The 23,694-nt window shown below is 72.8% G+C and carries 22 protein-coding genes and 1 pseudogene; 15 read left to right on the top strand and 8 right to left on the bottom strand.

Annotated features, from left to right (window positions below; translation table 11 throughout):
• Window positions 1-125: 125 nt before the first annotated feature.
• Entirely contained in the window at window positions 126-887 is a 762-nt protein-coding gene (locus ACFU95_RS07350) for a CDP-alcohol phosphatidyltransferase family protein (RefSeq protein WP_383823646.1), read from the bottom strand.
• 108 nt (window positions 888-995) lie between these two features.
• On the opposite strand from ACFU95_RS07350, the gene ACFU95_RS07345 reads away from it, so the two are divergent.
• The 5 genes and pseudogenes from ACFU95_RS07345 to ACFU95_RS07325 form a co-directional block, all read left to right on the top strand.
• On the top strand, window positions 996-1,979 hold the full coding sequence (locus tag ACFU95_RS07345; RefSeq protein ID WP_383823057.1) for a zinc-binding alcohol dehydrogenase: 984 nt from the start codon (window positions 996-998) through the stop codon (window positions 1,977-1,979).
• Between the two features lie 150 nt (window positions 1,980-2,129).
• On the top strand, window positions 2,130-2,528 hold the full coding sequence (locus ACFU95_RS07340; RefSeq protein ID WP_383823055.1) for a 6-pyruvoyl tetrahydropterin synthase family protein: 399 nt from the start codon (window positions 2,130-2,132) through the stop codon (window positions 2,526-2,528).
• Window positions 2,525-3,745 carry a glycosyltransferase family 4 protein gene (locus tag ACFU95_RS07335; RefSeq protein ID WP_383823053.1) on the top strand — a complete coding sequence of 407 codons (1,221 nt, stop codon included), beginning with the start codon at window positions 2,525-2,527 and terminating at the stop codon, window positions 3,743-3,745. The genes ACFU95_RS07340 and ACFU95_RS07335 overlap by 4 nt, the downstream gene beginning before the upstream one ends.
• 137 nt (window positions 3,746-3,882) lie before the next feature.
• On the top strand, window positions 3,883-4,830 hold the full coding sequence (locus ACFU95_RS07330; RefSeq protein WP_383823644.1) for an SAM-dependent methyltransferase: 948 nt from the start codon (window positions 3,883-3,885) through the stop codon (window positions 4,828-4,830).
• Window positions 4,827-5,843: pseudogene (locus ACFU95_RS07325) on the top strand (lysylphosphatidylglycerol synthase transmembrane domain-containing protein); the annotation flags it as partial. The gene ACFU95_RS07330 and the pseudogene ACFU95_RS07325, both read left to right, overlap by 4 nt.
• Before the next feature lie 146 nt (window positions 5,844-5,989).
• On the opposite strand, the gene ACFU95_RS07320 reads toward ACFU95_RS07325, so the two are convergent.
• A complete protein-coding gene (locus ACFU95_RS07320; protein ID WP_383823050.1) occupies window positions 5,990-6,775 on the bottom strand; it encodes a creatininase family protein in 786 nt (261 codons plus the stop codon).
• A gap of 41 nt (window positions 6,776-6,816) precedes the next feature.
• Here ACFU95_RS07320 and ribA point away from each other — a divergent pair, with 41 nt between their 5' ends.
• From ribA to ACFU95_RS07290, 6 genes are read left to right on the top strand one after another with little or no spacing between them, the layout of a single operon-like run.
• Window positions 6,817-7,485 carry a GTP cyclohydrolase II gene (ribA, locus tag ACFU95_RS07315; protein ID WP_383823047.1) on the top strand — a complete coding sequence of 223 codons (669 nt, stop codon included), beginning with the start codon at window positions 6,817-6,819 and terminating at the stop codon, window positions 7,483-7,485.
• Window positions 7,486-7,518: 33 nt separating this feature from the next.
• Entirely contained in the window at window positions 7,519-8,490 is a 972-nt protein-coding gene (locus ACFU95_RS07310; protein ID WP_383823045.1) for an ornithine cyclodeaminase family protein, read from the top strand.
• A 2-nt stretch (window positions 8,491-8,492) separates the two neighbouring features.
• The gene (locus ACFU95_RS07305; protein WP_383823042.1) at window positions 8,493-8,648 is read left to right on the top strand and encodes a hypothetical protein; all 156 of its coding nucleotides are present in this window, start codon (window positions 8,493-8,495) and stop codon (window positions 8,646-8,648) included.
• The gene (locus tag ACFU95_RS07300; protein WP_383823039.1) at window positions 8,645-9,790 is read left to right on the top strand and encodes an NAD(P)/FAD-dependent oxidoreductase; all 1,146 of its coding nucleotides are present in this window, start codon (window positions 8,645-8,647) and stop codon (window positions 9,788-9,790) included. Before ACFU95_RS07305 ends, ACFU95_RS07300 begins: the two co-directional genes overlap by 4 nt.
• A complete protein-coding gene (locus ACFU95_RS07295) occupies window positions 9,787-10,848 on the top strand; it encodes a saccharopine dehydrogenase (RefSeq protein WP_383823037.1) in 1,062 nt (353 codons plus the stop codon). Before ACFU95_RS07300 ends, ACFU95_RS07295 begins: the two co-directional genes overlap by 4 nt.
• Window positions 10,841-12,004: a saccharopine dehydrogenase family protein gene (locus ACFU95_RS07290; protein ID WP_383823034.1), complete on the top strand. Its 1,164-nt coding sequence runs from the start codon at window positions 10,841-10,843 to the stop codon at window positions 12,002-12,004. Before ACFU95_RS07295 ends, ACFU95_RS07290 begins: the two co-directional genes overlap by 8 nt.
• A 12-nt stretch (window positions 12,005-12,016) precedes the next feature.
• Here ACFU95_RS07290 and ACFU95_RS07285 read toward each other — a convergent pair whose 3' ends face one another.
• The 3 genes from ACFU95_RS07285 to ACFU95_RS07275 form a co-directional block, all read right to left on the bottom strand.
• Window positions 12,017-13,249 (bottom strand): serine hydrolase domain-containing protein, encoded by a 1,233-nt coding sequence (locus tag ACFU95_RS07285; RefSeq protein WP_383823031.1) that lies wholly within the window; start codon window positions 13,247-13,249, stop codon window positions 12,017-12,019.
• Between the two features lie 66 nt (window positions 13,250-13,315).
• Window positions 13,316-14,665, bottom strand: coding sequence for an MFS transporter (locus ACFU95_RS07280; RefSeq protein ID WP_383823028.1), 1,350 nt, complete (start codon window positions 14,663-14,665; stop codon window positions 13,316-13,318).
• The gene (locus tag ACFU95_RS07275) at window positions 14,662-15,240 is read right to left on the bottom strand and encodes a TetR/AcrR family transcriptional regulator (RefSeq protein WP_383823025.1); all 579 of its coding nucleotides are present in this window, start codon (window positions 15,238-15,240) and stop codon (window positions 14,662-14,664) included. The genes ACFU95_RS07280 and ACFU95_RS07275 overlap by 4 nt, the downstream gene beginning before the upstream one ends.
• Before the next feature lie 101 nt (window positions 15,241-15,341).
• Here ACFU95_RS07275 and ACFU95_RS07270 point away from each other — a divergent pair, with 101 nt between their 5' ends.
• Together ACFU95_RS07270 and ACFU95_RS07265 are read left to right on the top strand one after the other, a co-directional pair.
• The gene (locus ACFU95_RS07270) at window positions 15,342-15,791 is read left to right on the top strand and encodes a PPOX class F420-dependent oxidoreductase (protein WP_383823023.1); all 450 of its coding nucleotides are present in this window, start codon (window positions 15,342-15,344) and stop codon (window positions 15,789-15,791) included.
• A gap of 80 nt (window positions 15,792-15,871) precedes the next feature.
• Window positions 15,872-17,974 (top strand): tetratricopeptide repeat protein, encoded by a 2,103-nt coding sequence (locus ACFU95_RS07265; protein WP_383823021.1) that lies wholly within the window; start codon window positions 15,872-15,874, stop codon window positions 17,972-17,974.
• Here the strand turns inward: ACFU95_RS07265 and ACFU95_RS07260 are convergent.
• Complete coding sequence (locus ACFU95_RS07260; protein WP_383823018.1) at window positions 17,961-19,262, bottom strand: hypothetical protein; 1,302 nt, start codon at window positions 19,260-19,262, stop codon at window positions 17,961-17,963. The genes ACFU95_RS07265 and ACFU95_RS07260 overlap by 14 nt on opposite strands.
• Before the next feature lie 646 nt (window positions 19,263-19,908).
• Here ACFU95_RS07260 and ACFU95_RS07255 point away from each other — a divergent pair.
• Window positions 19,909-20,325: a VOC family protein gene (locus ACFU95_RS07255; protein ID WP_383823015.1), complete on the top strand. Its 417-nt coding sequence runs from the start codon at window positions 19,909-19,911 to the stop codon at window positions 20,323-20,325.
• Between the two features lie 67 nt (window positions 20,326-20,392).
• Here the strand turns inward: ACFU95_RS07255 and ACFU95_RS07250 are convergent, their stop codons facing one another.
• Both ACFU95_RS07250 and ACFU95_RS07245 read right to left on the bottom strand, forming a co-directional pair.
• On the bottom strand, window positions 20,393-21,733 hold the full coding sequence (locus ACFU95_RS07250; protein ID WP_383823012.1) for an MFS transporter: 1,341 nt from the start codon (window positions 21,731-21,733) through the stop codon (window positions 20,393-20,395).
• A gap of 243 nt (window positions 21,734-21,976) precedes the next feature.
• Window positions 21,977-22,642, bottom strand: coding sequence for a TetR/AcrR family transcriptional regulator (locus ACFU95_RS07245; protein ID WP_383823009.1), 666 nt, complete (start codon window positions 22,640-22,642; stop codon window positions 21,977-21,979).
• A 166-nt stretch (window positions 22,643-22,808) separates the two neighbouring features.
• On the opposite strand from ACFU95_RS07245, the gene ACFU95_RS07240 reads away from it, so the two are divergent.
• Window positions 22,809-23,693: a shikimate dehydrogenase gene (locus ACFU95_RS07240; protein WP_383823005.1), complete on the top strand. Its 885-nt coding sequence runs from the start codon at window positions 22,809-22,811 to the stop codon at window positions 23,691-23,693.
• Window position 23,694: the final 1 nt, after the last annotated feature.

The following is a 23,694-nucleotide window of genomic DNA, read 5'->3' as shown; positions in this document are numbered from 1 at the left end:
GGTGGGCAACATTGGGGGGAATGACGAAGCCCCCCCCCCCGACGCGGCCCCGACCCACAAACCAACCGAACCGCGCTACACGCACCCCCACCGAACAGCAACAGGCGCCGCAGGCATCCACCCGCTCAGGACGCCACCAGCTCCCGCACCTCTGCCAGCCGCGCCCCCCGCCGCGTACGCGACGTCCGGAACAGCCACAGCACGTCCCGGCCGAACGACCAGACCAGCGCCGCCAGAGCCGTCGCGGTGACCGCGAACGTCGCCGCGTACGGGAAGAGACCGGACGCCGCCAGCAGCAGGAAAACGCCCTGCATCGCGGCGACCGTCTTACGCGGGGTGCTCGGCGGGAGCGGGGCGTTGAGCCAGGGCCAGACGCGGGCGGCGGCGACGAAGCCGTAGCGCATGGCGCCGATGAGAAGGACCCACGGGCCCAGCGACATCGAGACGTACACGCTCAACACCAGGATCAGGAACGCGTCCACTTCCATGTCGAAACGTGCGCCCAGGGCCGTCGACGTGCCGGTGCGGCGGGCCACCTTGCCGTCCACGCCGTCGAGGATCAGCGCCACCGCCGTGAGGCCGACGAACAGCGTCACCGGCGGTGAACTCTGGAAGGAGTCCGCCACCAGGGCCGTGACACCGCCCACCAGCGTCGCCCGGCCGAGGGTGACCCGGTTCGCCGGCCCGAAGGAGCGCAGCCGGGACCGGTGCAGGGCCAGCGAGAGCAGCGCCCAGGTGGCGATGGCGAAGACGAGGCCGGTCAGCCAGCCCGCCGGTCCCATGCCGATCGCCGATCCGAGCAGGGCCAGCAACAGGATCTGCACGCCCGCTCCCACAGCGGTCTCCTGCTGGACCAGCCTTGCTTCGTACGTGTTGTTCAGGGCCACCGCACATTCCTCCGGCCAGATGACAGAGTCGATCAAGGCCGCGTACTGTGCGCGACCTGTGCACACCTCGGTACGTGAACAGCTTCCCGATCGTTCAGGAGGAATCCGATGAACCGCACCGCACGTGCGTTCTGGCTCAGCTCTCCGGGTGAAGGAGAGATCCGGGAGGTCACCCTGCCGGAGCCGGGCGAGGACGACGTCCTGGTGCGGTCGCTGTACTCCGGAGTCAGCCGGGGCACGGAGACTCTCGTGTTCCGCGGCGGCGTCCCGGAGAGTCAGCACGCGGCCATGCGGGCGCCGTTCCAGGAGGGCGAGTTCCCCGCCCCGGTGAAGTACGGGTACCTGAGTGTCGGCGTGGTGGAAGCGGGGCCGACGGCACTCGTCGGCCGCACCGTCTTCTGTCTCCACCCGCACCAGACCCGGTACGTCGTCCCCGCCGCCGCGGTGACCGTCGTACCGGACACCGTGCCCGCCGAACGGGCCTTCCTCGCGGGCACCGTCGAGACCGCCGTCAACGCCCTCTGGGACGCCGCGCCCCTGGTCGGCGACCGGATCGCCGTGGTCGGCGGCGGCATGGTCGGCTGCTCGGTGGCCGCCCTCCTGGCCCGCTTTCCGGGCGTGCGGCTCCAGTTGGTCGACGCCGATCCGGGCCGGGCCGAGGTCGCCAAGGCCCTCGGCGCGGGTTTCGCCTTGCCCGAGGCGGCGCTCGGCGAGTGCGATCTGGTCGTCCACGCCAGCGCCACCGAGCAGGGCCTCGCCCGGTCGCTCGAACTGCTCAGGCCCGAGGGCACCGTCCTCGAACTCAGCTGGTACGGCGACCGGCGGATCAGCCTCCCGCTCGGCGAGGACTTCCACTCCCGCCGGCTCGTCGTCCGCAGCAGCCAGGTCGGCACCGTGTCCCCAGCCCGCAGCGCCAGCCGTACCTACGCCGACCGGCTCGCCCTGGCCCTCGACCTGCTCGCCGACCCGGCCCTGGACGCGCTCGTCACCGGGGAGAGTGCCTTCGAGGACCTGCCCGAGGTGATGCCGAAGCTCGCCTCCGGGCAGATCCCGGCGCTCTGCCATCGCGTCAGGTACACGGACGCGCCCTGACAGGCTCGTTCAATCCGGGACGACGACAGTGCCTGACCTGAGAAAAGAGTGAGAGAGGGCTGAACAAGGGGAAGCGAAGAGCCGTACTACACGGCATCCCCGGCGGCAATCAGCCGGGGACTAGGCGTACCGCACCTGGAGGGTCGTCCGTTGTTCAGCATCACCGTCCGCGATCACATCATGATCGCCCACAGCTTCCGCGGCGACGTCTTCGGGCCCGCGCAGCGTCTGCATGGAGCGACGTTCCTGGTGGACGCCACGTTCCGGCGCGAGCAGCTGGACGACGACAACATCGTCGTCGACATCGGACTGGCCACGCAGGAACTGGGCGCCGTCGTCGCCGAGCTGAACTACCGAAACCTCGACAACGAGCCCGCCTTCGCCGGCGTCAACACCTCCACCGAGTTCCTGGCCAAGGTCATCGCCGACCGGCTCGCCGAGCGGATCGAGAAGGGCGCGCTGGGCGAGGGCGCCCGGGGGCTCGCGGGCCTCACGGTCACCCTGCACGAGTCGCATGTCGCCTGGGCGAGTTACGAGCGTGCCCTGTGACCGACGTGACCCTGGAGAAGCGGGCCCTGCAACAGCCGAGCCCGGAGAAGGCGGAGAAGACCAAGCTCGGCTATGTGCCCGTGCAGCACTCCGCTCTGAAGAACGCCGAGATCATCCCCATGTCCCTGCGCTCCGTGCACTTCGTCATGCCGGGCGGCGTCGACGACCCGACCGTGCCGAGCGGCGGCAACGCCTATGACCGGCGGGTCAGTCTGGATCTGCCCGGCTTCGGCTGGCAGGTGCACAAGCACGCGGTGGACGGCAGCTGGCCCAGCCCCGGTGCCGCGGCCCGTGCGGAACTCGCCCGTACGCTGCGGGAGTTCCCGGACGGGACCGTCGTCCTGCTGGACGGGCTGGTCGCCTGCGGTGTGCCCGAGATCATCGTCCCGGAGGCTGAGCGGCTGCGCCTCGCGGTCCTCGTCCACCTCCCGCTCGGCGACGAGACGGGACTGGAGCCCGCCGTCGCCGCGGAACTCGACGCCCGGGAACGCACCGTGCTGCGGGCCGTCCCCGCGGTGATCGCCACCAGCGACTGGGCGGTCCGCCGTCTCGTCTCCCACCACGGCCTCGCCCCCGAACGGGTCCATGTCGCCGCCCCCGGCGCCGACATCGCCCCCCTCGCGTCCGGCACCGACGGTGTGTCACGTCTGCTGTGCGTGGCCGCCGTGACGCCGCGCAAGGGACAGCACCGGCTGGTGGAGGCACTGGCGACGGTGACCGACCTGCCGTGGAGCTGTGTGTGCGTGGGCGGGCTGAACCAGGATCCCGAGTACGTGGCCGAGCTGCGGTCCCTGATCGCCCGGCACGGCCTCCAGGACCGGCTGATCCTCGCGGGCCCGCAGTCCGGCGCCGAACTCGACGCCAGCTACAACACCGCCGACCTCATGGTGCTCACCTCCTACGCCGAGACGTACGGCATGGCGGTGACAGAAGCACTCGCGCGCGGTATCCCCGTACTGGCGACGGACGTCGGTGGCCTGCCGGAGGCGGTCGGCCGGGCCCCCGACGGCGGTGTCCCCGGCATCCTCGTCCCGCCGGAGAACCCGGCGGCGATCGCCGTCGAACTGCGCGGCTGGTTCGGCGAGGCGGACGTACGACGCCGGCTGAAGGCGGCGGCCCGCGGACGCCGGGCCGCCCTGAACGGCTGGGCCGGCACGGCCCGCAGCCTGGCCGCGGTACTGGGCCGACTGCCGAACGAACCCCGGAGGGCGGCATGAGGAAGACGGCGACGACACAGGCCGGGGGGACGATTCCGGCCCAGCCGGGCCCCAGGGACGCGACGGACGCGACGGACATGTCGGCTCCGGCGCAGCAGCCGGGGCCGCAGAGCGGGATCGTTTCGGCGGAGGGTGACATGAGCGGCGTATCCGTACCGGCGGGGTCCGACGCGGACGCCGTGATTCTCGGGGCCGGGCCCAGCTTCCGCCCCGGAGAGCGGGCCACCGTCCGCCTCAGGGACGCCGGGCCCGACGACCCGCCCCGCTACGCCCCGGAGTGGCTGGAGCTGCGCGAAGGCGCCGATGCCACCGCGCGGGCCCACGACCTGCTCGATCCGCTGCGGATCCGGCTCGCCAATCTCCCCGGACGTGCCGGGCTGGTCATCCACGACGTGGGCTGCGGCACCGGCTCCATGGGCCGCTGGCTCGCGCCCCATCTGGACGGCGCCCAGCACTGGATCCTGCACGACCGCGACCCCTACCTCCTGCACTTCGCCGCGGTGGCCTCCCCGCGCTCCGGCGCCGACGGCAGCCGTGTCACCGTCGAGACGCGCCGCGGCGACATCGGCCGCCTCACCGCGGACGCCCTGGCCGGCGCCTCGCTGGTGACCGCCTCCGCCCTGCTCGACGTCCTCACCCGCGACGAGGTCGGCGTTCTCGCCGCGGCCTGTGCGGGCGCGGGCTGTCCGGCGCTGCTGACGCTGTCCGTCGCCGGCCGCGTCGAACTCACCCCGTCCGACCCGCTGGACGCGGAGATCGCCGAGGCGTTCAACGCCCACCAGCGCCGCTCGGGCATGCTGGGACCGGACGCGATCACCGCGGCGGCCGAGGCGTTCGCCGAGCACGGTGCGACCGTGCAGGTGCATCCCAGCCCCTGGCGGCTGGGGCCCGACGAGGCGGCGCTCACCGCCCAGTGGCTGCGCGGCTGGGTCGGCGCGGCGGTCGAGGAACGCCCCGGACTGCGCGAGCGCGCCGACCGCTATCTGTCCGAACGCCTCGCCGCCTGCCAGGCCGGCGAACTGCGCGTCGTGGTCCACCACAGCGACCTGCTCGCACTGTGCCGACCGACGGGCGGAGCGTCATGAGCGTGGAGACGGTGGCCAGGGCGCGCGTCACACGGCGCGCGGCGGTACGTACGGCTGCCCTCGCCCCCACCGCCGTGGCCGTCTCCGCCTCCCGTATCGGCGTCGTCGTCACCGAGCCCCGCCCGGGAGCCGTCGACCCCGACGCACCGCGCCGCCGTCCCCTGCGTGCCCTTCTGTCCCGCCTCAACACCCCCACCGTCCGCACCCACCTGGGCACGGCCGTCGGCGTCGCCATCCTCGGCGTGCTGTTCTGGCGGCTCGGCACCGGTGTCTTCCTCGACGGGCTGCGGCGGATCGACGCGACGGCGCTGGTGGCGGCGCTGGGGATCGGGGCCGCCACCACCGTGTTCAGCGCGTGGCGTTGGCAGCTCGTGGCCAGGGGTCTGCGGATCCGGCTGCCGCTCGGGCCCGCGGTCACCGACTACTACCGCGCGCTGTTCCTCAACGCGGCCCTCCCGGGCGGTGTCCTCGGCGACGTGCACCGGGCGGTGCGGCACGGGCAGAGCGCCGGTGACATGGGGCGCGGTGTCCGCGCGGTCGTCCTCGAGCGGACCGCGGGGCAGGTCGTCCTCGCGGTCGTCGGCGCCGTCGTGCTGCTGACCATGCCGTCCCCCGTGCTGAACGAGGCCCGCGACCTCACGCCGCTCGTCCTGTTCGCCGCGGTGGGCGCGCTCGCCGTGGTGGCCGCCGTGCGCATGAACCGTGCGCCCTCCCGTCGCGACCGGACGAAGCCGACCGCTGTGCGCACCACCCTCGGTGAGGCCCGCGAAGCCCTGCTGTCCCGCCGCAACGGTCCCGGGGTCGCCATCTCCTCCGCGGTCGTCCTCGCCGGACACCTCGCGATGTTCGTGCTCGCCGCGCGGATCGCGGGCTCCGCCGCCTCCGTGGCCGCCTTGCTGCCGCTCGCCGTCCTGGCCCTGCTCGCCATGGGCCTGCCCCTGAACGTCGGCGGTTTCGGCCCCCGGGAAGGCGTCACCGCCTGGGCGTTCGGGGCCGCGGGACTGGGCGCCGACACCGGCCTGGCCGTCGCCGTCGTGTACGGCGTCCTCAGCTTCGTGGCCGCCCTGCCCGGCGCTCTCGTTCTCGTCGCCCGCTGGTACACCGGCCTGCGCGCGGGTTCCGGGTCCGCCGTCCCCATGGCGGACCCGGAACCCAGCCGCTATTTTGCGTCTCCCGTGTCCCGAACGGAATCGTCCGTGGAGGTCAGCAGTGACACATACGCGCCGAAGGAATCCGCGAGGCTCGCCAGCAGCCGCTTCCCCTTTTCCGCGGAGCCCAGTGAAGGGCGGCCGATGACGCCCGAATCGGTATAGCCGGACATACCGAGGGTGAGCAGATGACGGCGGTCGTCCGATACGAAATCGGAAGTCTCATAACCGGGTCGGATCAATTCGGGATGAGTGTGCAGAAGGATGGAGGTCTCAATTTCCCCCGCGTGCATGTCGGTGAGCAGCGAGGTCTCCACCCCCGCCCGCTCCCGTGCCGCCTCCCAGTCCTCCGCGGCCGGGAACAGCGCCATCCGCTCACCGCGCGCGCAGGACTCCTGAACGACGTTGCCCAGCACGTAGTTTCCGCCGTGCCCGTTGACCAGCACCAACGCGTCGACGCCCGAACGGCGGAGCGAAGCCGCTATGTCCCGTACCACCGCATGAAGGGTCACCGAGGAGATGCTGACGGTCCCCGGCCAGGCCGCGTGCTCGTGCGAGCAGGAGATGGTCACCGGCGGAAGGAGGTGCACCGGGTACGCGCCGGCTATCTCGCGCGCGACGGCACAGGCCACGAGCGTGTCGGTCGCCAGCGGAAGGTACGCGCCGTGCTGCTCGAAGCTCCCGACGGGAAGGACCGCGACCTGCCGTGAAACGCCCGCTCCTCGCGCCCGTACGTCTTCGGTGGTGTCCGCCGGCACCAGCGAGTGTGCCGCCGGCCGCGTTTTTGAACCACTCATCTTTTCACGGCCTTTCGTCTCTGCTTAGGAACTGAAGAATCATGACAGAAAAAATGGGCGTACTCGGCAAGAAGTCCGGACAGCGGACGCAGCGTTCCGGCGTGGAACGCGTGGTGAATGCCCCCTTGCCCACCGTGTACGGCGAATTCCGCGCGGTCGGCTACCTCGACCACGATCGCGGTGACGAGCAAGTGGCCCTGGTCTACGGCGAGATAGGCACGCAGGACGTTCTCACCCGGCTGCACTCCGAGTGCCTGACCGGCGACGCCTTCGGTTCCCAGCACTGCGAGTGCGGTGACCAGCTGGCCTCCGCGCTGCGTGCCGTCGTCGCCGAGGGCAGCGGCATCGTCGTCTATCTGCGGGGCCACGAGGGCCGCGGCATCGGTCTGCTCGGCAAGCTGCGGGCGATGGCCCTTCAGGCGGAGGGCCTGGACACCGTCGAGGCCAACCTCGCGCTCGGCCTGCCGGTGGACGCCCGCGACTACGGGGTCGCCGCCGAGATCCTGCACGACCTGGGGGTGAACAGCGTCCGCCTGATGTCGAACAACCCGCGCAAGCGTGAGGCGTTGGTGCGCCACGGCATCGAGGTGGCCGAGCAGGTCCCGCTGCTGATCCCGCCGTGCGAGAACAACATCACCTATCTGCGCACCAAGCGGGAGCGCCTCGACCACCACCTGCCCCATCTGGACGCGGTCGCACACCTGTCCTGATTGCGGCAGGGTCCGTCCGGACAGGAAGAGGGAATGACCGACGACGTCCTCTTCCTCTCCGGAGAGCAGGTGGCACGCCTGCTCGACCTCGACGCGGCGATCGCCTCGCAGCGCGCGGCCTTCATGGCGCTCGGCGCCGACGCGGCCGACCTGCCCGGGAAGATCATGCACCCGAGCCGCTTCGACGACAGCGTGGTCTTCGCGTATCTGTCCCGGTTGTCGGCGGACACCGGGACCGTCGCGAAGATCGGCAGCGTCAACCCGGGCAACGCGGCGTCCGGCCTGCCCACCGTGCACGCCGTCATCACCGTGCTCGACCCGGTCACGGGCCGCCTGGCCGCCGTCATGGACGGCACGGCCGTCACGACCCTGCGCACGGCCGCCGGGAGCGCCGTGGCGTTCGACGCCCTGTCCACCCCCGACAGCGCGGACCTCGCCCTTCTCGGCTCCGGCACCCAGGCCCTCGCCCACGCGCGGGCCGTCGCCCGGGTGCGGGACCTGAGGTCCGTACGCCTGTGGAGCCCGACCGCACGCAACCGCACCCGCGCCGCCGAGCGGCTCACGGCCGAACTGGGCCTCGCCGTCGAGCCGGTCGGCACCGCGGAGGAGGCCGTGACGGGGGCGTCGCTGGTCGCGGCCTGCACGCTCAGCACGACGCCGGTCGTGCGCGGTCAGTGGCTGGCTCCCGGGTGCACGGTGGTCAGCGTGGGGTCGTTCGAGCCGGGCCGGCGCGAGGTGGACGCGGAGGTCGTACGGCGGGCCGCGGCCGTCGTCGTCGACGATCCGGTGACCGCGGCCGAGCACGCCGGGCCGGTGGTGGAAGCCCTGCGCGCGGGGTTGCTGACCACCGACGGTCCGGTCGGGCTGGGAGCCGTCCTCACCGGCCGGCGCACCGCCCGGACGGGACCCGACGAGATCGTCTACTACAACAGCGTCGGCCTCGGCATCCAGGACGCGGCCGCCGCCTGGGCCGTGGTCGAGGCGGCCGGAAAGGCGGGTCTGTGACCATGCGCGAGGACATCGTGGCGGGCGGGGCAGCACCCCGGCGTATCGACGGTGCGGGAGCCGGCCGCCGTGCCGACCGTGTCGACCGCGGGCCGGGCAGCCGGGAGCCGTCCGGCGACGGAGTGACGGTCGGGCCGGCCGAGGAGGTGCGGTCGTGAACAGCCACGCGAGCGTCGTCGTCATCGGCGGCGGCGTGATGGGCACCAGCATCGCCTGTCACCTGGCCCGGGCGGGCGTACGGGACGTCGTCCTCGTCGAGCGGGACGAGCTGGCTTCCGGGTCCACCTCCAAGGCGGCCGGCGGGGTGCGGGCGCAGTTCTCCGACGAGCTCAACGTGCGGCTGGGGGCGCGGAGTCTGGAGGCGTTCGCGCGCTTCGAGGAGGAGACCGGGTACGACATCGGGCTGCACCGGGTCGGCTACCTGTTCCTGCTCTCGACCGCGCAGGAGGTCGAGAGCTTCGAGGCGGGCGTCCGGCTCCAGAACTCCCTGGGGGTGCCGAGCCGGATGATCGAGCCCGCCGAGGCGCGCAGGCTGTCCCCGCTGATCAGCACCGACGGACTGCTGGCGGCCGCCTACTCGCCGGACGACGGCCACTGCACCCCCGAATCCGTCGTCCACGGCTACGCGTCCGCCGCCCGCCAGTACGGGGCGCGGATCCTACGCCACACCGACGTCACCGGCATCGAACTGCACGGCGACCGGATCACCGCCGTGACGACCACCATCGGCCGCATCGCCACCGACACCGTGATCTGCGCGGCCGGCCCCTGGTCGCGGGCGGTCGGCGCGATGGCCGGCGTGGACCTGCCGGTGGTACCGCTGCGCCGCCAGATCGCCGTCACCGAACCCGTCCCCGGACTGCCGCCGCGGCTGCCCATGACCATCGACTTCACCACCAGCCTCTACTTCCACACCGAGGGCCCCGGCCTCCTCCTCGGCATGTCCGACCCCGACGAGCGTCCCGGCTTCGCCACCGACACCCACGACCGCTGGATCCCCCGCCTGACCGCGGCCATGGAACGCCGCGCCCCCGCCCTGCTCGACCTGCGCCGCACGGGAGGCTGGGCGGGTCTCTACGAGGTCACACCGGACCACAACGCCCTGATCGGCGAGGCGACTTCGGTGTCCCGCTTCCTGTACGCGACCGGCTTCTCCGGCCACGGCTTTCTGCAGGGCCCGGCCGTCGGCGAGGTCGTCCGTGACCTGTACCTCGGCCGCGTACCCTTCGTGGACGTCACCCCCTTGAGCGCCGGCCGGTTCGCGGCCGACGCCCCGCGCCCGGAGGCCAACCGCGTATGACCGATCTCCACCTGTGGCTGCGCCACGAGGTCCGTTCCACGGAGCGACGCACACCGATCGTGCCGTCCGACGCACGGCGGCTCGTCGAGAGCGGGGTGACGCTCACCGTCGAGGAGTCCCCGCAGCGGATCTTCCCCGTCGAGGAGTACGAGGCGGTCGGCTGCCGGGTCGTCCCTGCCGGGTCGTGGGTGTCGGCGCCCGAGCAGGCCGTCGTCACCGGACTCAAGGAACTCCCGGACCAGCCGGGCGCACTCACCCACCGGCACATCTTCTTCGGGCACGCCTACAAGCAGCAGCCCGGCGCCGAGGACCTCCTGGGGCGCTTCGCCGTCGGCGGTGGGGCGCTCCTGGACCTGGAGTACCTGGTGGACGACGACGGCCGACGCCTCGCCGCCTTCGGCTTCTGGGCCGGCTACCTCGGTGCCGCCCTGGCCGTCCTCCAGCACCGCGGGAAGCTCGTCGCACCGCTGACGCCCACGTCGAAGGAGGATTTGGACGAGACCCTCCGACCCGCCCCCGGCGACGAGGGGTTCACCGCCCTCGTGATCGGCGCCCTGGGCCGCAGCGGCCGGGGAGCACGCCTCGCGTTCCTGACCGCCGGGGTCGAGGCCACCCCCTGGGACCTCGCCGAGACCCGGGACGTGGACCGGCCGGCCCTGCTGGCGCACGACGTGACGGTGAACGCCGTCCTCGCCACCACCCCCGTCCCGCCCTTCCTCCGTGAGCAGGACCTCGACGACCCGGCCCGCCGGCTGCGCACCCTCTGCGACGTCACCGTCGACGTCGGCTCCCCCCTGAACGTCCTGCCGGTCTACGACCGCACCACCGACTGGACCGACCCCGTCCGCCGGCTGCGCGAGGAACCCCCGCTCGACCTGATCGCCATCGACAACCTGCCCTCCCTGCTGCCGCGCGAGTCCAGCACCGACTTCTCCGCGGCGCTGCTGCCTCAGCTGCTGGACTTCGGGACGGGCGGGCCCTGGGGGCGCTGTCTGGAACGGTTCCACCAGACCTGCCGTGAACTCGGCGTCGCAGAGGGGGAGTTCCGTCATGCCTGAGCTCTCCGCGCGGCTTCCCGCGAGCGGCACCGTCCACTGGGTCGGCGCCGGACTGTCCACGGGCAGTGGACTGGCCCGGCTGTGCGACACCGCCGACCGCGTACGGCTGTGGCACCGCACCGAGGACCGCGCCGCCGACGCGTTGGCCGGACTCGGGCTCACCGGACGTGCCGAGCCCCGCGCCTACACGCTTCCCGCGCTCGCCGCCGAACTGGCCCCCGGCGACATCGTCGTATCGATGCTGCCCGCACCGGAGCACGCCGGGATCCTGGCGGCCTGCGTCGCGCAGGAGGCGCACTTCGCCTGCTCCAGCTATGTGTCGGACGCCGTCCTCGAACAGGTGCCCGCGGCTGCCGCGGCCGGGCTCGTCGTCCTCACCGAGGCCGGCCTCGACCCGGGCATCGACCACCTCTTCGCCCACTGCCTCGTCGGCCGCGCCCGGGAGGCCGTCGGTGACGACACGGCCGCCTCGTACAGCCTCACGTCGTACTGCGGCGGCGTCCCCGCCGTCCCGAACGACTTCAGGTACCGCTTCAGCTGGGCGCCCGCCGGAGTGCTCAACGCCCTGCGCTCACCGGCCCGTTACGTCCAAGGCGGCGCCGAGACCGTCGCCGGGCGGCCGTGGGAGGCGACGCGGAGGCATGTCGTCGACGGGGAGACCTTCGAGGTCTACCCCAACCGTGACAGCGTTCCGTTCATCGAGCAGTACGGGCTGCCGGACACATGGAAGCCGCAGGACTTCGTGCGCGGCACGCTGCGCCTGGAGGGCTGGCTGCGCGCCTGGGACACCGTCTTCGAGCAGCTGAAGGCCGGTGACGACGCCCGGATCGCCGCCCTGGCGGCCGAGTTGGCGGCCGCCCACCCCACGACGGACGCCGACCGCGACCGGGTGGTCCTCGCCGTGTCGCTGGACGTGCGCGGCGGGGGAGGGCGGACGTGGTCCGGCAGTTACCTCCTCGACCTGGTGGGGGACGCGGAGGAGAGCGCGATGGCCCGCTGTGTCTCGCGCCCCCTGGCCCTGGGCGTCCGCCACATCCTGGACGGCTCCCTGCCGGCGGGCCTGAACCGCGCCGCCGAGACGGCGGCCCGCTCGGCGGAGTGGTTGCGGGAACTCGCCCTGGAGGGCGTGGAGTGCACCTTGCGCGTGGACCAGTGACCGGCAGCGCTCTCAGGCGTCGGTGACGGACTCGTTCACGAGCCGCTTGAGGTCCTGGAACAGCGTGTGCGAGGACTTGGGCCGCACCTGCGTCATGAACTGCACCGTCAGGTCGTGGCGCGGGTCGACCCAGAACGTGGTGGTCGCCACCCCGCTCCAGCCGTAGGCGCCCAGGACGGTCGGGGCCTTCGTCCGCGCCGGGTCGATCACCACGGAGACGCCGAGACCGAAGCCCATGCCGTCGTTGCCGTGCTCGTCATGGGCGGGGCGGCTGCCGAAGGCGCGCAGGTCGGCGCCGCCCGGCAGATGGTTGGTCGTCATCAGGTCCACGGTCTCGGGGGCCAGCAGCCGGGTGCCGTCGAGCTCGCCGCGGCGGCGCAGCAACTCCATGAAGCGGTGGACGTCGTGCGCGGAGGCGGCCATACCGCCGCTGCCGGACAGGAAGCGGGGCCTGCCGCGCAACGGGAGGCCGGGGATCGGCTCGATGCCGCCGGTGTCGCTCTCGCCGTACAACTCCGAGAGCCTGCCCGCCTGTTCGTCGCTCACGCAGAACCCGGCGTCGGTCATCCCGAGCGGCCCGAAGATCCGCTCGGCGAAGAACGTGTCGAGCGGCTGTCCGGACACCACCTCGATGACCCGGCCCAGGACGTTGGTGGCGACCGAGTAGTTCCACTGCGTCCCCGGCTCGAACTGCAACGGCAGGCTCGCGTACACGTCGACCGTCCTGGCCAGGTCGGAGCCGGGCAGCACGGCCGACTCCAGGTTGGCGTCGCGGTACAGGGCGTCGACGGGGTGGGTGTGGTAGAAGGCGAAGGTCAGTCCGGCGGTGTGGGTCATCAGGTGCCGGACGGTCATCGGTCCCTCGGCGGGACGGGTCACCGTGTCGGCGCCGGATCCGCTGACGTACACCCTGGGCTCGGCGAAGGCGGGCAGATGGCGGCCGACCGGGTCGTCGAGCGACAGCTTCCCCTCCTCCACCAGCAGTAGCGCGGCCACCGAGGTGACCGGCTTGGTCATGGAGTAGATCCGCCACAGGGTGTCGGCCTCGACGGGCAGCCCCGCCGCGAGGTCCCGACGGCCGTGCGTGGCGAGGTGGGCGACGCGTCCGCCGCGGGCGACGGACACCAGGTAGCCGGGTATCCGCCCCTCGTCGACGACATGGGCGAAGTGCTGGTCGAGGCGGTCCAGTGCCTTCGGGTCCAGCCCGACCTCACCCGGGTCGACCTCTTGTGTCAGCAGTGCCATCGTTCTCCTCCGAATACGTACGACGAGGGTGCGCTCCGGCATACCCCGGCGGAACGGCCTCTGATCTCATCGTCGCGCAGGAACACGTGTACGGTCCGTCGATTGGCCATGATCGTCGTTCGGCGCGGCGTGCCGCCCCGGCAGCCCCCGGCCCAGGGCCGCACCGGCCAGCGCGAGGGCGGCGAAGGCGCCCAGCGGCAGCGCCGGACCGTCACCCGACCCCATGAGGGCGGTCGCGGCGGCCACGCCCAGCACCGGCCCGACGTTCATCGCGGTCTGCTGAAGCCCGCCGGCCACACCGGCCGACCCGACGGCGGCCTCCCGTACGACGACATGGGTCGCCGCCACCATCACCGTGCCGAACCCGGCCCCCACCAGGGCGAACCCGGCGCAGAGGGCGGGGACGGCCGACGTGCGGGAGAGGACCAGGATCCCGAGCGCCAGGACCGCCATCGCCGCCACGGTCGTCCGGCGGGCCCCGGCCCGGCGCAGCAGCACCGCGCAGGTGGGCGCCGCGACCACCATCAGCAGGGCCAGCGGCAGGCTGACCAGAGCGCTGCGGAACGGGTCCAGGCCGAGCGGTCCCTGCAACAGGAAGGTGCCGACGAACAGCGTGCCCGACAGCGCCGCCGACGCGGCCACCAGGATGCCGAGCGCCGCCCCGACGGCCGCCGGTCCGACGACGTCGGGCGGCAGGAGCGGGCTCGCGGCACGGCGCTCGTGCCGGACGAAAACGGCACCGGTGACCGTGGCGGTCGCGGCGGTGAGGGCCCACCCCGGCAGGGCGACCAGGGCGTGGACCGCACAGGCCAGGGTCACCGCGAGCAGGAGCGCTCCGGGCAGGTCGAGCCGGACGGGGGAGGCCGTGCGTGAGGGCCGTACGGCCAGCGCCAGCACGCCGAGCGCGAGGGCGGGGACGACATTCAGCAGGAACACGGCCCGCCAGCCCGGCCCCGCCACCAGCGCACCGCCCACCAACGGCCCGGCGGCGGCCGCCACCCCGATCGCGGCGGTCCGCACGGCGATCGGCGCCCGCAGCCGGTCGGCCGGGAACGCGGCCCGCAGCATCCCGAGCGTGGCCGGCTGGAGCAGCGCGCCGAACACGCCCTGCACGACGCGCAGTCCGATCACCCAGCCGACGCCGGGTGCCACCGCGATGCCGGCCGACGCGGCGGCGAACCCGAGCATGCCGATACCGAAGAGCCGATGGTGCCCGTACCGGTCGCCGAGCCGCCCGGCGAACACCAACAGGCTCGCCACCGCGATGAGATAGCCGGTGCTGGTCCACTGGAGCTGTTCGTAGGAGGCGCCCAGGTCCCGTCGCAGGGTGGGCTGGGCGACGGTCAGGACGGTGCCGTCGAACGCGACGATCACGGCCCCGACGACGCTGCTCGCGAGAGTGAGCCGCGGGTTCACTCGCCCACCGGCCCGAGGTGCGCGTCCAGGGACGCCCGCAGCAGCGGCGCGAAGTCGTCCGTATCCGTGGCGAGTTGGAGACTGCCCCAGCCCCACAGCTGCGCGATGCCGTGCAGGTTGGCCCACAACGCGCCCGCGAGGAGACGGGCGTCGGCGTCGGGACGTACCCGGCCGACCAGGTCCACCAGGCGGCCGAAGAGGGGGAGGCTGGTGTCCCGCAGGCCCAGATGGCCGCTCTCCAGCAGATCGTGACGGAACATCAGCTCGTACATGCCGCGATTGCCCAGCGCGAACTCCAGATAGACCCGTCCCAGCGCGGCCACCTGCGCCCGTGGGCTCGACGTCTCGTCCCCGGCCGCCGCGGTCGCCCGCCGCCCCAGCTCCTCGAAGCCGCGGCGTGCGATGGCCGACAGCAGCTCCAGGTGGGTGGCGAAGTAGCGGCGCGGGGCACCGTGCGAGACGCCTGCCCGGCGGGCGATCTCCCGGAGGGTGAGTGCCTGGGCGCCCTCGCGCGCCACGAGATCCACCCCGACGTCGATGAGCCGGGCCCGAAGTCCTGATGCGGATTCCTGCATAGACACTGTCTACCATGATCGAGTAGACAGTGTCTACGTCAGGGAGTGCGCAGAAGAAGGGGAAGGGAATGGGCAAGCCGCTCGGCACCGTTGTTTCAGACATGACTCAGGACGCCACCCAGAACGCACTGCTCGCGCTGCTCTCCGAGAGCCACGGCGGGGTGCTGGTCACCCTCAAACGCGACGGCCGGCCGCAGCTGTCGAACGTCGGCCACGCCTACTGTCCCGACGAACGGATCATCCGCGTCTCGATCACCGACGACCGCGCCAAGACCCGCAACCTGCGCCGGGACCCCAGGGCGTCGTACCACGTCACGACCCCCGACCGGTGGGCGTACACCGTCGCCGAGGGCACGGCCGACCTGGCGCCGGTCGCGCGGGACCCGTACGACGCCACGGTCGAGGAACTCGTCCGCCTCTACCGGGACGTCCTGGGCGAGCATCCCGACTGGGAGGACTTCCGGGCGGCGATGGTCCGGGACGGGCGGCTGGTGCTGCGGCTGCGCGTGGAGCGCGTGTACGGCATCGCGAAGGACGCCGACCGGGGCTGAGTAACCGTCACCTCCCCCTTCTGGCGTTAGGGTTGATCACCTGGGAGTGACGTGGGGACACGGGCGGGGGAGTGCGCGGCATGCTGGATCCGATTTCGCTGGGCGCGATCGGCGCGGTGCTCGGAGCGGTCGGTTCGGGCATGGCGAACGAGGCCGGCAAATGGGCCTGGGAGTCCGCGGGCGGCCTGGTCCGCCGCATCGCCGGACGCGAGGTGTCCGCGCCCAGCACACCGCGCGAACTGGACGACGTGGCCCGCCTGGTGCACGAACGGGTGCACACGGATCCCCAACTCGCCCGCTCATGGGCTCAGTTCGCCCGCGGCGTCCGACTTCCCGGCGCGCCCGGCGCTGCCCTCGACCGCCCCTGTCTGCCCGCGGCACCGCGCTTCTTCACGGACCGCCAGCAGGCCCTGAAGCACCTAGACAAGGAAGCGGCCCGGCCCTTCGAGGGACGCCCGAGGCTCGCCCTGCTGCACGGCCCGGAAGGCATCGGCACCAGCACGCTCGCCCTCCACTGGGGCTGGCGGCAGACCGCCCGCTTCCCCGACGGGCAGCTGTACGCCGACCTGGGCACCCTCGCCCCCGAAGCGGTCCTCGGCACGCTCCTGCGCCGACTCGGACTGCCGGACGAGGAGGTACCCCCGGCCGCTGCGGACCGCGCCGACCTCCTCCGGCGCTGTCTGACCGACCGGCGGCTGCTCCTCGTCCTCGACCACGCCCGGTCCGCGGCGCAGCTGCGACCGCTGCTTGCCTCGTCGCCCGGCGTCTTCACGATCGTCGTCGCCCGGCACCCGCTCGCCGGCTTCGACGCCCTGCGCATCCCCGTCGGCCCGCTGGCCAGGCGTGACGCCACCCGGCTGCTCACCGAACTCGTGGGCAGAGAGGCGATCAGCGCGGCCCGCGCCACCCTGCCCGCCGTCCTCGACCGCTGCGCCGGCTCGCCGTACGCCCTGCGCGCCGCCGCACTCCGACTGACCTCCCCGCCCGAGCGCCTGGAGGCCCCCGCCATGCCCGAGGCCGACCCCGTCCGCACCGCCGCCGACGACGCCTACCGCGCGCTCACGCCGGACGCGGCCCGGCTCTACCGCCTCGCCGGTCTGCGTGCCTGGCCCGCCCTCGACGCCCCGGCCGCCGCGCGCGCCGCGGAACTCGACGAGTCGCAGGCCGCCCGCCACCTGGAGGCCCTCGCCGACGCCCTGCTCGTCGAACGCACCGACAGCGGCCGCTACCGCTACCGCCCCTCCGTCCGCGCGCACGCCGAACGCACGGCGGCCACCGTCGACGGCATCGCGGCCTGCTCGGCGGCCGTCGCCCGGGTCGTCCATCGCTACCGCGATCTGGCGGTCGGCGCGTCCAGGGCGGCGTTGCCGGAGAGCTGGCGGGTGCCGTCCGCCGACTCACCGGTGACCTTCCCGGACCGGGGCGCGGCCGTCGCCGCCCTCGCCGCGGAGGCGACCGGGCTCGTCGAGGCGGTGCACGCGGCCGAGGAGTTCCGCGACCGGGACACGGTCGTCCTGCTCTGCCGCGCCCTGTGGCCCCTCCAGCTGAAGGCCGGTCACCACGAGGTGCTGCTGCCCGCGCTCCGCGCCGGGGTGCGCGTCGCCGACGAGCACGTCCCCGGCACCCGGACGGCCGGCGCCCTGCACGCCCAACTGGCCCACACTCTCACCGAGTTGCGCCGCTGGGACGAGGCGGAACCCGAGGCGGTCGCCGCCGCGCGCGACGAACAGAGCGCCGGACACGTACGCGGCCACGCCTCCGCCGTCGAGTTCCTCGGCCTGCTGCGGCTGCGGCAGTGGCGGTTCGACGAGGCGTACACCTGCTTCGAGGAGGCGTACGGCATCCTCGACGCCATCGGCCCCGACGACGAGGGGGCGGCCGATCTCCCGCGCGCCCGCGCCCTGTTGGAGCGGCACCGGGGCCGTGCCCTGCGTGGCCTGGGGCGCCGGGCCGAGGCGGTCGAACGGCTGCAGCGGGCCCTGCGCTTCTTCCGGGACAGCGGCGAGGCATACAACACCGCCCGCACTCTGACCGACCTCGCCGAAACCCTCCTCGACGGGGGTGAGCCGGCAGCGGCGCTCCCCCTGATCGACGAGGCGCTCGCGGCGCTCGGGCGGGAGAACGCCGCGTATCACGTGGCGCTCCTGCGGGTGTTGCGGGAGCGGTGCGTCACGCAGGAGTGACCGTCACCGGGTGGACCGTCGCCCCTGTGCGGACGCTCAGCCCCTGCTCGACAAGCTCCGCCGGCGACCTGCCCGCCCCCAGCCATGCATGCAGCGCCGACGCGTACACCGCCGGATCGGCATGCGCACCCGGCCCGGCCTCCAGTCGCAGCAGCGCCCCGGCACGGGTGCGGACGACGCAGGTTCCGGGACCGGTGACATACGCGGCGAGCGCGCACTGCGGATGCCGGCCGAGGATCTCCGCCGTCCAGTGGGCGGGGGAGACGAAGCGGGGGTCGTGGGCGGACCCGTACCGGAACACCACGTCCGCGAGCGCGAGTTGGTCGACCTCACGGGTGTCCTCGTGGACGGCCGTGTGCGCGTGGCCGGTGGTGTCGTACGGCGCCGGGTGCGGGCCCGCGTACCGGGTGACCGCGACCCCGCCGGCGCCAGGGAGCCGGGTGAGCACACTCATCGGCACGGAGTGCGCGGCGGGCTCGTACGGCGGAAGAGGGAGCGGTTCGAGGCGGGCGGGGACGGCGGGTTCGGGGATGCCGATCAGGTCGTAGAAGAGGCGTCGCAGGCGGGCCGCCGACTCGCCGGGGAAGGAACTGACGAACTCGGCTGGTTCGGGCCGTGGTTGGTGCCGGTCCAGCAGCGTCTCGATCTGGGGGCGCAGGGGAAGTGCGGGATCCAGGCAGGGCGCGGTGCGGACGAAGGCATGCGCCGGCGCGTCGGGGGCGAGCCCGGCGAGGGGCGCGGCGCCCAGGAGCACCGGGGTGCCGAGTGCGGCGGCGTAGTACGTGACCGAGCCGTGGTCACCGAGCACGGCGTCGGCGGCGATCAGTGCCTGCCGCCAGCCTTCCAGGGGGTCGATCAGAGCCAGGCCCGCACGTCGGGCGCGGTCGAGCCAGGCGCGGATCTGTCCGGGGCCGTGCCCGTGCCAGATGTTGGGGTGCAACACGGCCGCGAGACGGTACTCGTCGGCCGGGAACTCCGAGGTCAGGCGTGGCAGCAGGGAGGGCAGCAGGTCATCGGCGCCGCCGTCCCCGAACAGCGAGTCCGGGTTCCAGGTGGAGTTCAGGACGATCAGGCGCTGCCCCCGTGCGACCCCGAGGGCGCGGCGGAAGCGCTCGCGGTAGGGGCGGGCCGCCAGCATGCGGTCCCAGCAGGGGTCCCCGGCGAGTACGGCCGTGTGCGCGGCCTCGGGGCAGACGGTGCGCAGCCGCTCGTACTGCTCGGGGTGGGAGAGGACGAGGGCGTCGGCGACCGTCGCGCCGCGCTCGTCGAGCAACCACTCCGGGGACAACCCGAAGACCGGTTCTGACCCGGCTCGCCGCCCGTCGGGTGTCGGGTGTCGGGTGTCGGGTGTCGGGTGTCGGGTGTCGGGTGTCGGGTGTCGCCAGCCTCTTAGTATATCCGACACCATGGGACAATATGGCCAACAGTCCATCAATTGACCGGAGTTGACCGCCGAAGCTCGCGGAGACGGCGAGTGCGACCGGTGTCTCGATCGCCTGCTCCCACGGCACCACGGGCACTCCCGTGTCCGCCAGCAACTCGGCGACCCCCGCCCGGAACGCCGACGACCCGGGGCACGTCGCCAGCAACTGCACCCGAAGGTCGTCGTGGAACAGCGGAAGCACGTCCAGCAGCCGGGTCGCGGAGGTCACGTTGTGCACCACCAGGAGGACCTTCCGGGTCTGTCCCCGTGTCGCCCACCGTGCCGCGTCGTCCCCGACCGGCACGCGTATCCATCCGGCCCCCGTCACGTGCCCGTCCGCCTCTCGTCCCCGGTCGCATGATCGGGCAACGATAGTCAACGCCCGTCTGAGGCGCCCCGCCGGGCCGCAGGACCAGGACGCCGGACGGAGGGCCTATGGCCGATGGTGCCGGCGCACGGGAGCCGCCTACGCTGCCGAGTGGATCAACGCCGATCAGATGGAGGGTCGACCATGCCGGTCAACGGCCGCAGCCACATCCGTATCGCCCGCCCGTCCCGGGACCTCGCCGCGGCGGAGCGGTTCTGGGCCGAAGGGCTGGGACTCGCCGTCGTATGGCGGGCCGTGGGTGGCGGGGAGCCGGGCGAGCACGATCTGTTGATGCTGGGCTGGCCGGACGCCGACTGGCATCTGGAGCTCGTCCACGACTCGGCCCACCCGGTCGAACCCCGCCCGACCGAGGAGGACCTCCTCGTCGTCTATGTGGACGGCCCTGTGCCGGACGACCTGGTGGCCCGGCTGGAGCGGCACGGCGGCAAGCGGGTCGTGTCGCCCAACCCGTACTGGAACGAGTGGGGAGTCACGGTCGAGGACCCGGACGGGTACCGGCTGGTGCTGTGCAGGAGGGCCTGGTCGAACGAGGGCGCATGACGCGGGCGTGACCCGGGCCCCCGGCGCTGTCCTCGCGTCCGGAGGCCCGAGTCACCCGAGCCAGGGATCAGGCTGCGACCGTCTCCCGCTGGGCCCCCTTGTCGGAGGCACGTTCGCCGAGCTGTTCCGTCGGGACCTTGGCGGTCTCGCGGGCGGAGAGGGCGGCCACGATCGGGGGCACGCAGAGGGCCGCCGTGAAGAAGGCCACGGCGGACCAGTCGTCGCCGTCCGGGCCGGCGATCTGCGCGGCGAAGGTGACCGCGAAACCGGCTACCGCGAAGCCGATCTGGGTGCCGATGGCCATGCCGGACAGCCGGACCCGGGTGGAGAACATCTCGCCGTAGAAGGAGGGCCACACGCCGTTCGCGGCGCTGTAGACCACACCGAAGGCGATGATGCCCAGCAGCAGGGTCAGCGGGTAGGAGCCGGTGGAGATCGCCCACAGGTAGAGGAACATCGTCACCGCGCTGCCGGCCGCGCCGATCAGGTACACCGGGCGGCGCCCGATGCGGTCCGAGAGCGTGGCCCACAGCGGGATCGCGCCGAGCGCGACCAGGTTGGCGAGCGCGCCCACCCACAGCATGGCGGACCGGTCCATCCCGACCGCGTCGCTGGTGGCGTACGACAGTGCCCACACCGTGAAGATCGTGCTGACCGAGGCGACCAGCGCACCGGCGATCACCCGTAGCACGTCCGCCCAGTGCTCCCGCATCAGCACGGCGAGCGGCAGCTTGACGACGCCCTCGGAGGCGGCCTGCTGCTCGAAGGCCGGCGTCTCGTCCAGCTTGCGGCGGATGACGTAGCCGACGACGGCGACCGCGATGCTCATCCAGAACGGAACGCGCCAGCCCCACGAGAGCAGCTGCTCCTCCGGGAGCGCGGCGACCGGGATGAAGACCAGGGTGGCCAGCAGCTGCCCGCCCTGGGTGCCGCTGAGCGTGAAGCTGGTGAAGAAGCCGCGCCGGTGCGGCGGCGCGTGTTCCAAGGTCATCGAGTTGGCGCTGGCCTGCTCACCCGCCGCCGAGATGCCCTGGAGCACCCGGCAGAGCACCAGCAGGACGGGGGCGAGGGTGCCGACCTGGTCGCGGGTCGGCAGACAGCCGATGAGGAACGTCGACACGCCCATCAGGATCAGCGTGAAGACCATGATCTTCTTACGTCCCAGCCGGTCGCCGTAGTGACCGAGGAACAGCGCGCCGACCGGCCGGGCCGCGTACGCCACACCGAACGTGGCCAGCGAGAGCAGGGTCGCCGTCGCCGGGTCGGACTCGTCGAAGAAGACCTCGGGGAAGATCAGCGCGGCGGCGCTGCCGTAGATGAAGAAGTCGTAGTACTCCAGGGCGCTGCCGATCCAGGCAGCCATGGCCGCTTTCTTCGGCTGGCCGACGGCGGTGTCGGGGACGGACACAGGGGTGCTCCTTCGAGGGAACTCCACCTTACGGGGAGTGAGTGCAGAGGAGAGGTGCCGGATCCCTGGGGTGACGGGGCGGCCGACCGGAAGCTAACCGGTTAATTAACCCACTGGATAGTTAGTAGCGGATGGCTACGGATGGTGCGCCGAGGTTTCCCGGGTGTCAAGAGGTCGAGCCGAAGGATCTTGTCGCGCGGGGCGGCCGGACCGGCCCCTGGTCGGTCCTGTGCCGGTCCTCGGTCAGTCCTCCGCCCGCGGTGCCGTCAGGTACGCGATCACCATGTCGCCGAGCATCGTGCGGTAGTGCTCGCGCTGCGCCGGATCCACCAGGTCGCGGCCGAACAGGGCGCCGAAGGTGTGCCGGTTGGAGACCCGGAAGAAGCAGAAGGAGCTGATCATCGCGTGCAGGTCGACGGCGTCCACGTCGGCCGTGAACAGGCCGGACCGCTGCCCCGACTCGAGGATCCGGCGGATCACGTCCAGCGCGGGCGAGCCGATCTTGGCGAGCTTCTCGGAGGCGGCGATGTGCTCGGCCCCGTGGATGTTCTCGATGCTGACCAGGCGGATGAAGTCCGGGTGCTGCTCATGGTGGTCGAAGGTGAGTTCCGCCAGCCGGCGGATGGCCGCGACCGGGTCCAGGTGCTCGACGTCGAGCTGCTGCTCGGTCTCCCGGATCACGCCGTACGCCCGCTCCAGTACGGCCGTGAACAGCTGTTCCTTGCCGCCGAAGTAGTAGTAGATCATCCGCTTCGTGGTGCTGGTGCGGGCGGCGATGTCGTCGACCCGGGCCCCGGCGAAGCCCACCCGGGCGAACTCCTGCGTCGCGACGTCGAGGATCTCGGCCTGGGTGCGGGCGGCGTCACGGGTCCGCCCGTTGCTGCGTGCCGGCTCTTCGACGCTGGTCATCGGCTTCCTTCGGCGAGGGGCGAGCGTGCCCCGGTGGCCCACCCGCGTGCCGGTGATTGTAGAAGCCCGGCCGTCTCCGGTGCCGGGGCAGCCCTTCCCAAGCTCCGGTCCGCCTGCTATTACTAACTCACCAGTTCGTACATTAGTGAGCCGCTCAGGAGGTCCGGTGGGCAAGGACGCCAAGGACTCGTATCTCGTCGGGCTGATCGGTTCCGGCATCGGCCCGTCGCTCAGCCCGGCGCTGCACGAGCGGGAGGCCGACCGGCAGGGCCTGCGCTATCTGTACCGGCTCATCGACATCGACGCGCTCGGCGTCCCGCCGCAGGCGGTGGGCGACCTGGTGCGGGCCGCCCGCGACCTCGGCTTCGACGGGCTCAACATCACGCACCCGTGCAAGCAGCTCGTCATCGAGCACCTGGACGCGCTCGCCCCGCAGGCCGAGGCGCTGGGCGCGGTCAACACCGTCGTCTTCGAGGACGGCCGGGCCGTCGGCCACAACACGGACGTCACCGGCTTCGCCGCCTCCTTCGCCCGGGGGCTGCCGGACGTACCGCTGGAGCGGGTCGTGCAGCTGGGTGCCGGTGGCGCGGGGGCGGCGGTCGCACACGCCATGCTGACCCTCGGCGCCGGGCGGGTCACCGTCGTCGACGCGCTGGGCGACCGGGCCGGCGATCTCGCCGCCTCCCTGAACCGGCACTTCGGTGCCGGCCGGGCCGTCGGCGCCACCCCGGACGCGCTGGCCACACTGATCGGCCGCGCCGACGGCCTCGTCCACGCCACCCCCACCGGCATGGCCGCCCACCCCGGCCTGCCCCTCCCGGCCGAACTGCTCCACCCGGGGCTGTGGGTCGCCGAGGTCGTCTACCGCCCGCTGGAGACGGAGCTGCTGCGCACGGCCCGGGCGATCGGCTGCGCCGCTTTGGACGGGGGCGGGATGGCCGTGTTCCAGGCCGCCGACGCCTTCCGCCTGTTCACGGGACGTGAGCCCGACAGCACGCGGATGCTCGCGGACATCGCCGAACTCGCGGGCGCCGTCGGAACCCCCAGGTAAC

It is taken from the genome of Streptomyces sp. NPDC057623 (assembly GCF_042800355.1).
In the GTDB taxonomy this organism is placed as follows: domain Bacteria; phylum Actinomycetota; class Actinomycetes; order Streptomycetales; family Streptomycetaceae; genus Streptomyces.
Note: the sequence above shows the minus strand (reverse complement) of the source record. Positions and strands in the feature narration are given on the sequence as shown.

What these genes read in the sequence shown, in the direction of transcription:
- ACFU95_RS07245 (WP_383823009.1), bottom strand. Translation starts at nt 22,642, where the DNA reads ATGACCAGCGTCGAAGAGCCGGCACGCAGCAACGGGCGGACCCGTGAC.
- ACFU95_RS07305 (WP_383823042.1), top strand. Translation starts at nt 8,493, where the DNA reads ATGCGCGAGGACATCGTGGCGGGCGGGGCAGCACCCCGGCGTATCGAC.
- ACFU95_RS07320 (WP_383823050.1), bottom strand. Translation starts at nt 6,775, where the DNA reads ATGAGTGGTTCAAAAACGCGGCCGGCGGCACACTCGCTGGTGCCGGCG.
- ACFU95_RS07255 (WP_383823015.1), top strand. Translation starts at nt 19,909, where the DNA reads ATGCCGGTCAACGGCCGCAGCCACATCCGTATCGCCCGCCCGTCCCGG.
- ACFU95_RS07330 (WP_383823644.1), top strand. Translation starts at nt 3,883, where the DNA reads ATGAGCGGCGTATCCGTACCGGCGGGGTCCGACGCGGACGCCGTGATT.
- ACFU95_RS07310 (WP_383823045.1), top strand. Translation starts at nt 7,519, where the DNA reads ATGACCGACGACGTCCTCTTCCTCTCCGGAGAGCAGGTGGCACGCCTG.
- ACFU95_RS07265 (WP_383823021.1), top strand. Translation starts at nt 15,872, where the DNA reads ATGCTGGATCCGATTTCGCTGGGCGCGATCGGCGCGGTGCTCGGAGCG.
- ACFU95_RS07275 (WP_383823025.1), bottom strand. Translation starts at nt 15,240, where the DNA reads ATGCAGGAATCCGCATCAGGACTTCGGGCCCGGCTCATCGACGTCGGG.
- ACFU95_RS07295 (WP_383823037.1), top strand. Translation starts at nt 9,787, where the DNA reads ATGACCGATCTCCACCTGTGGCTGCGCCACGAGGTCCGTTCCACGGAG.
- ACFU95_RS07285 (WP_383823031.1), bottom strand. Translation starts at nt 13,249, where the DNA reads ATGGCACTGCTGACACAAGAGGTCGACCCGGGTGAGGTCGGGCTGGAC.
- ACFU95_RS07270 (WP_383823023.1), top strand. Translation starts at nt 15,342, where the DNA reads ATGACTCAGGACGCCACCCAGAACGCACTGCTCGCGCTGCTCTCCGAG.
- ACFU95_RS07290 (WP_383823034.1), top strand. Translation starts at nt 10,841, where the DNA reads ATGCCTGAGCTCTCCGCGCGGCTTCCCGCGAGCGGCACCGTCCACTGG.
- ACFU95_RS07345 (WP_383823057.1), top strand. Translation starts at nt 996, where the DNA reads ATGAACCGCACCGCACGTGCGTTCTGGCTCAGCTCTCCGGGTGAAGGA.
- ribA (WP_383823047.1), top strand. Translation starts at nt 6,817, where the DNA reads ATGACAGAAAAAATGGGCGTACTCGGCAAGAAGTCCGGACAGCGGACG.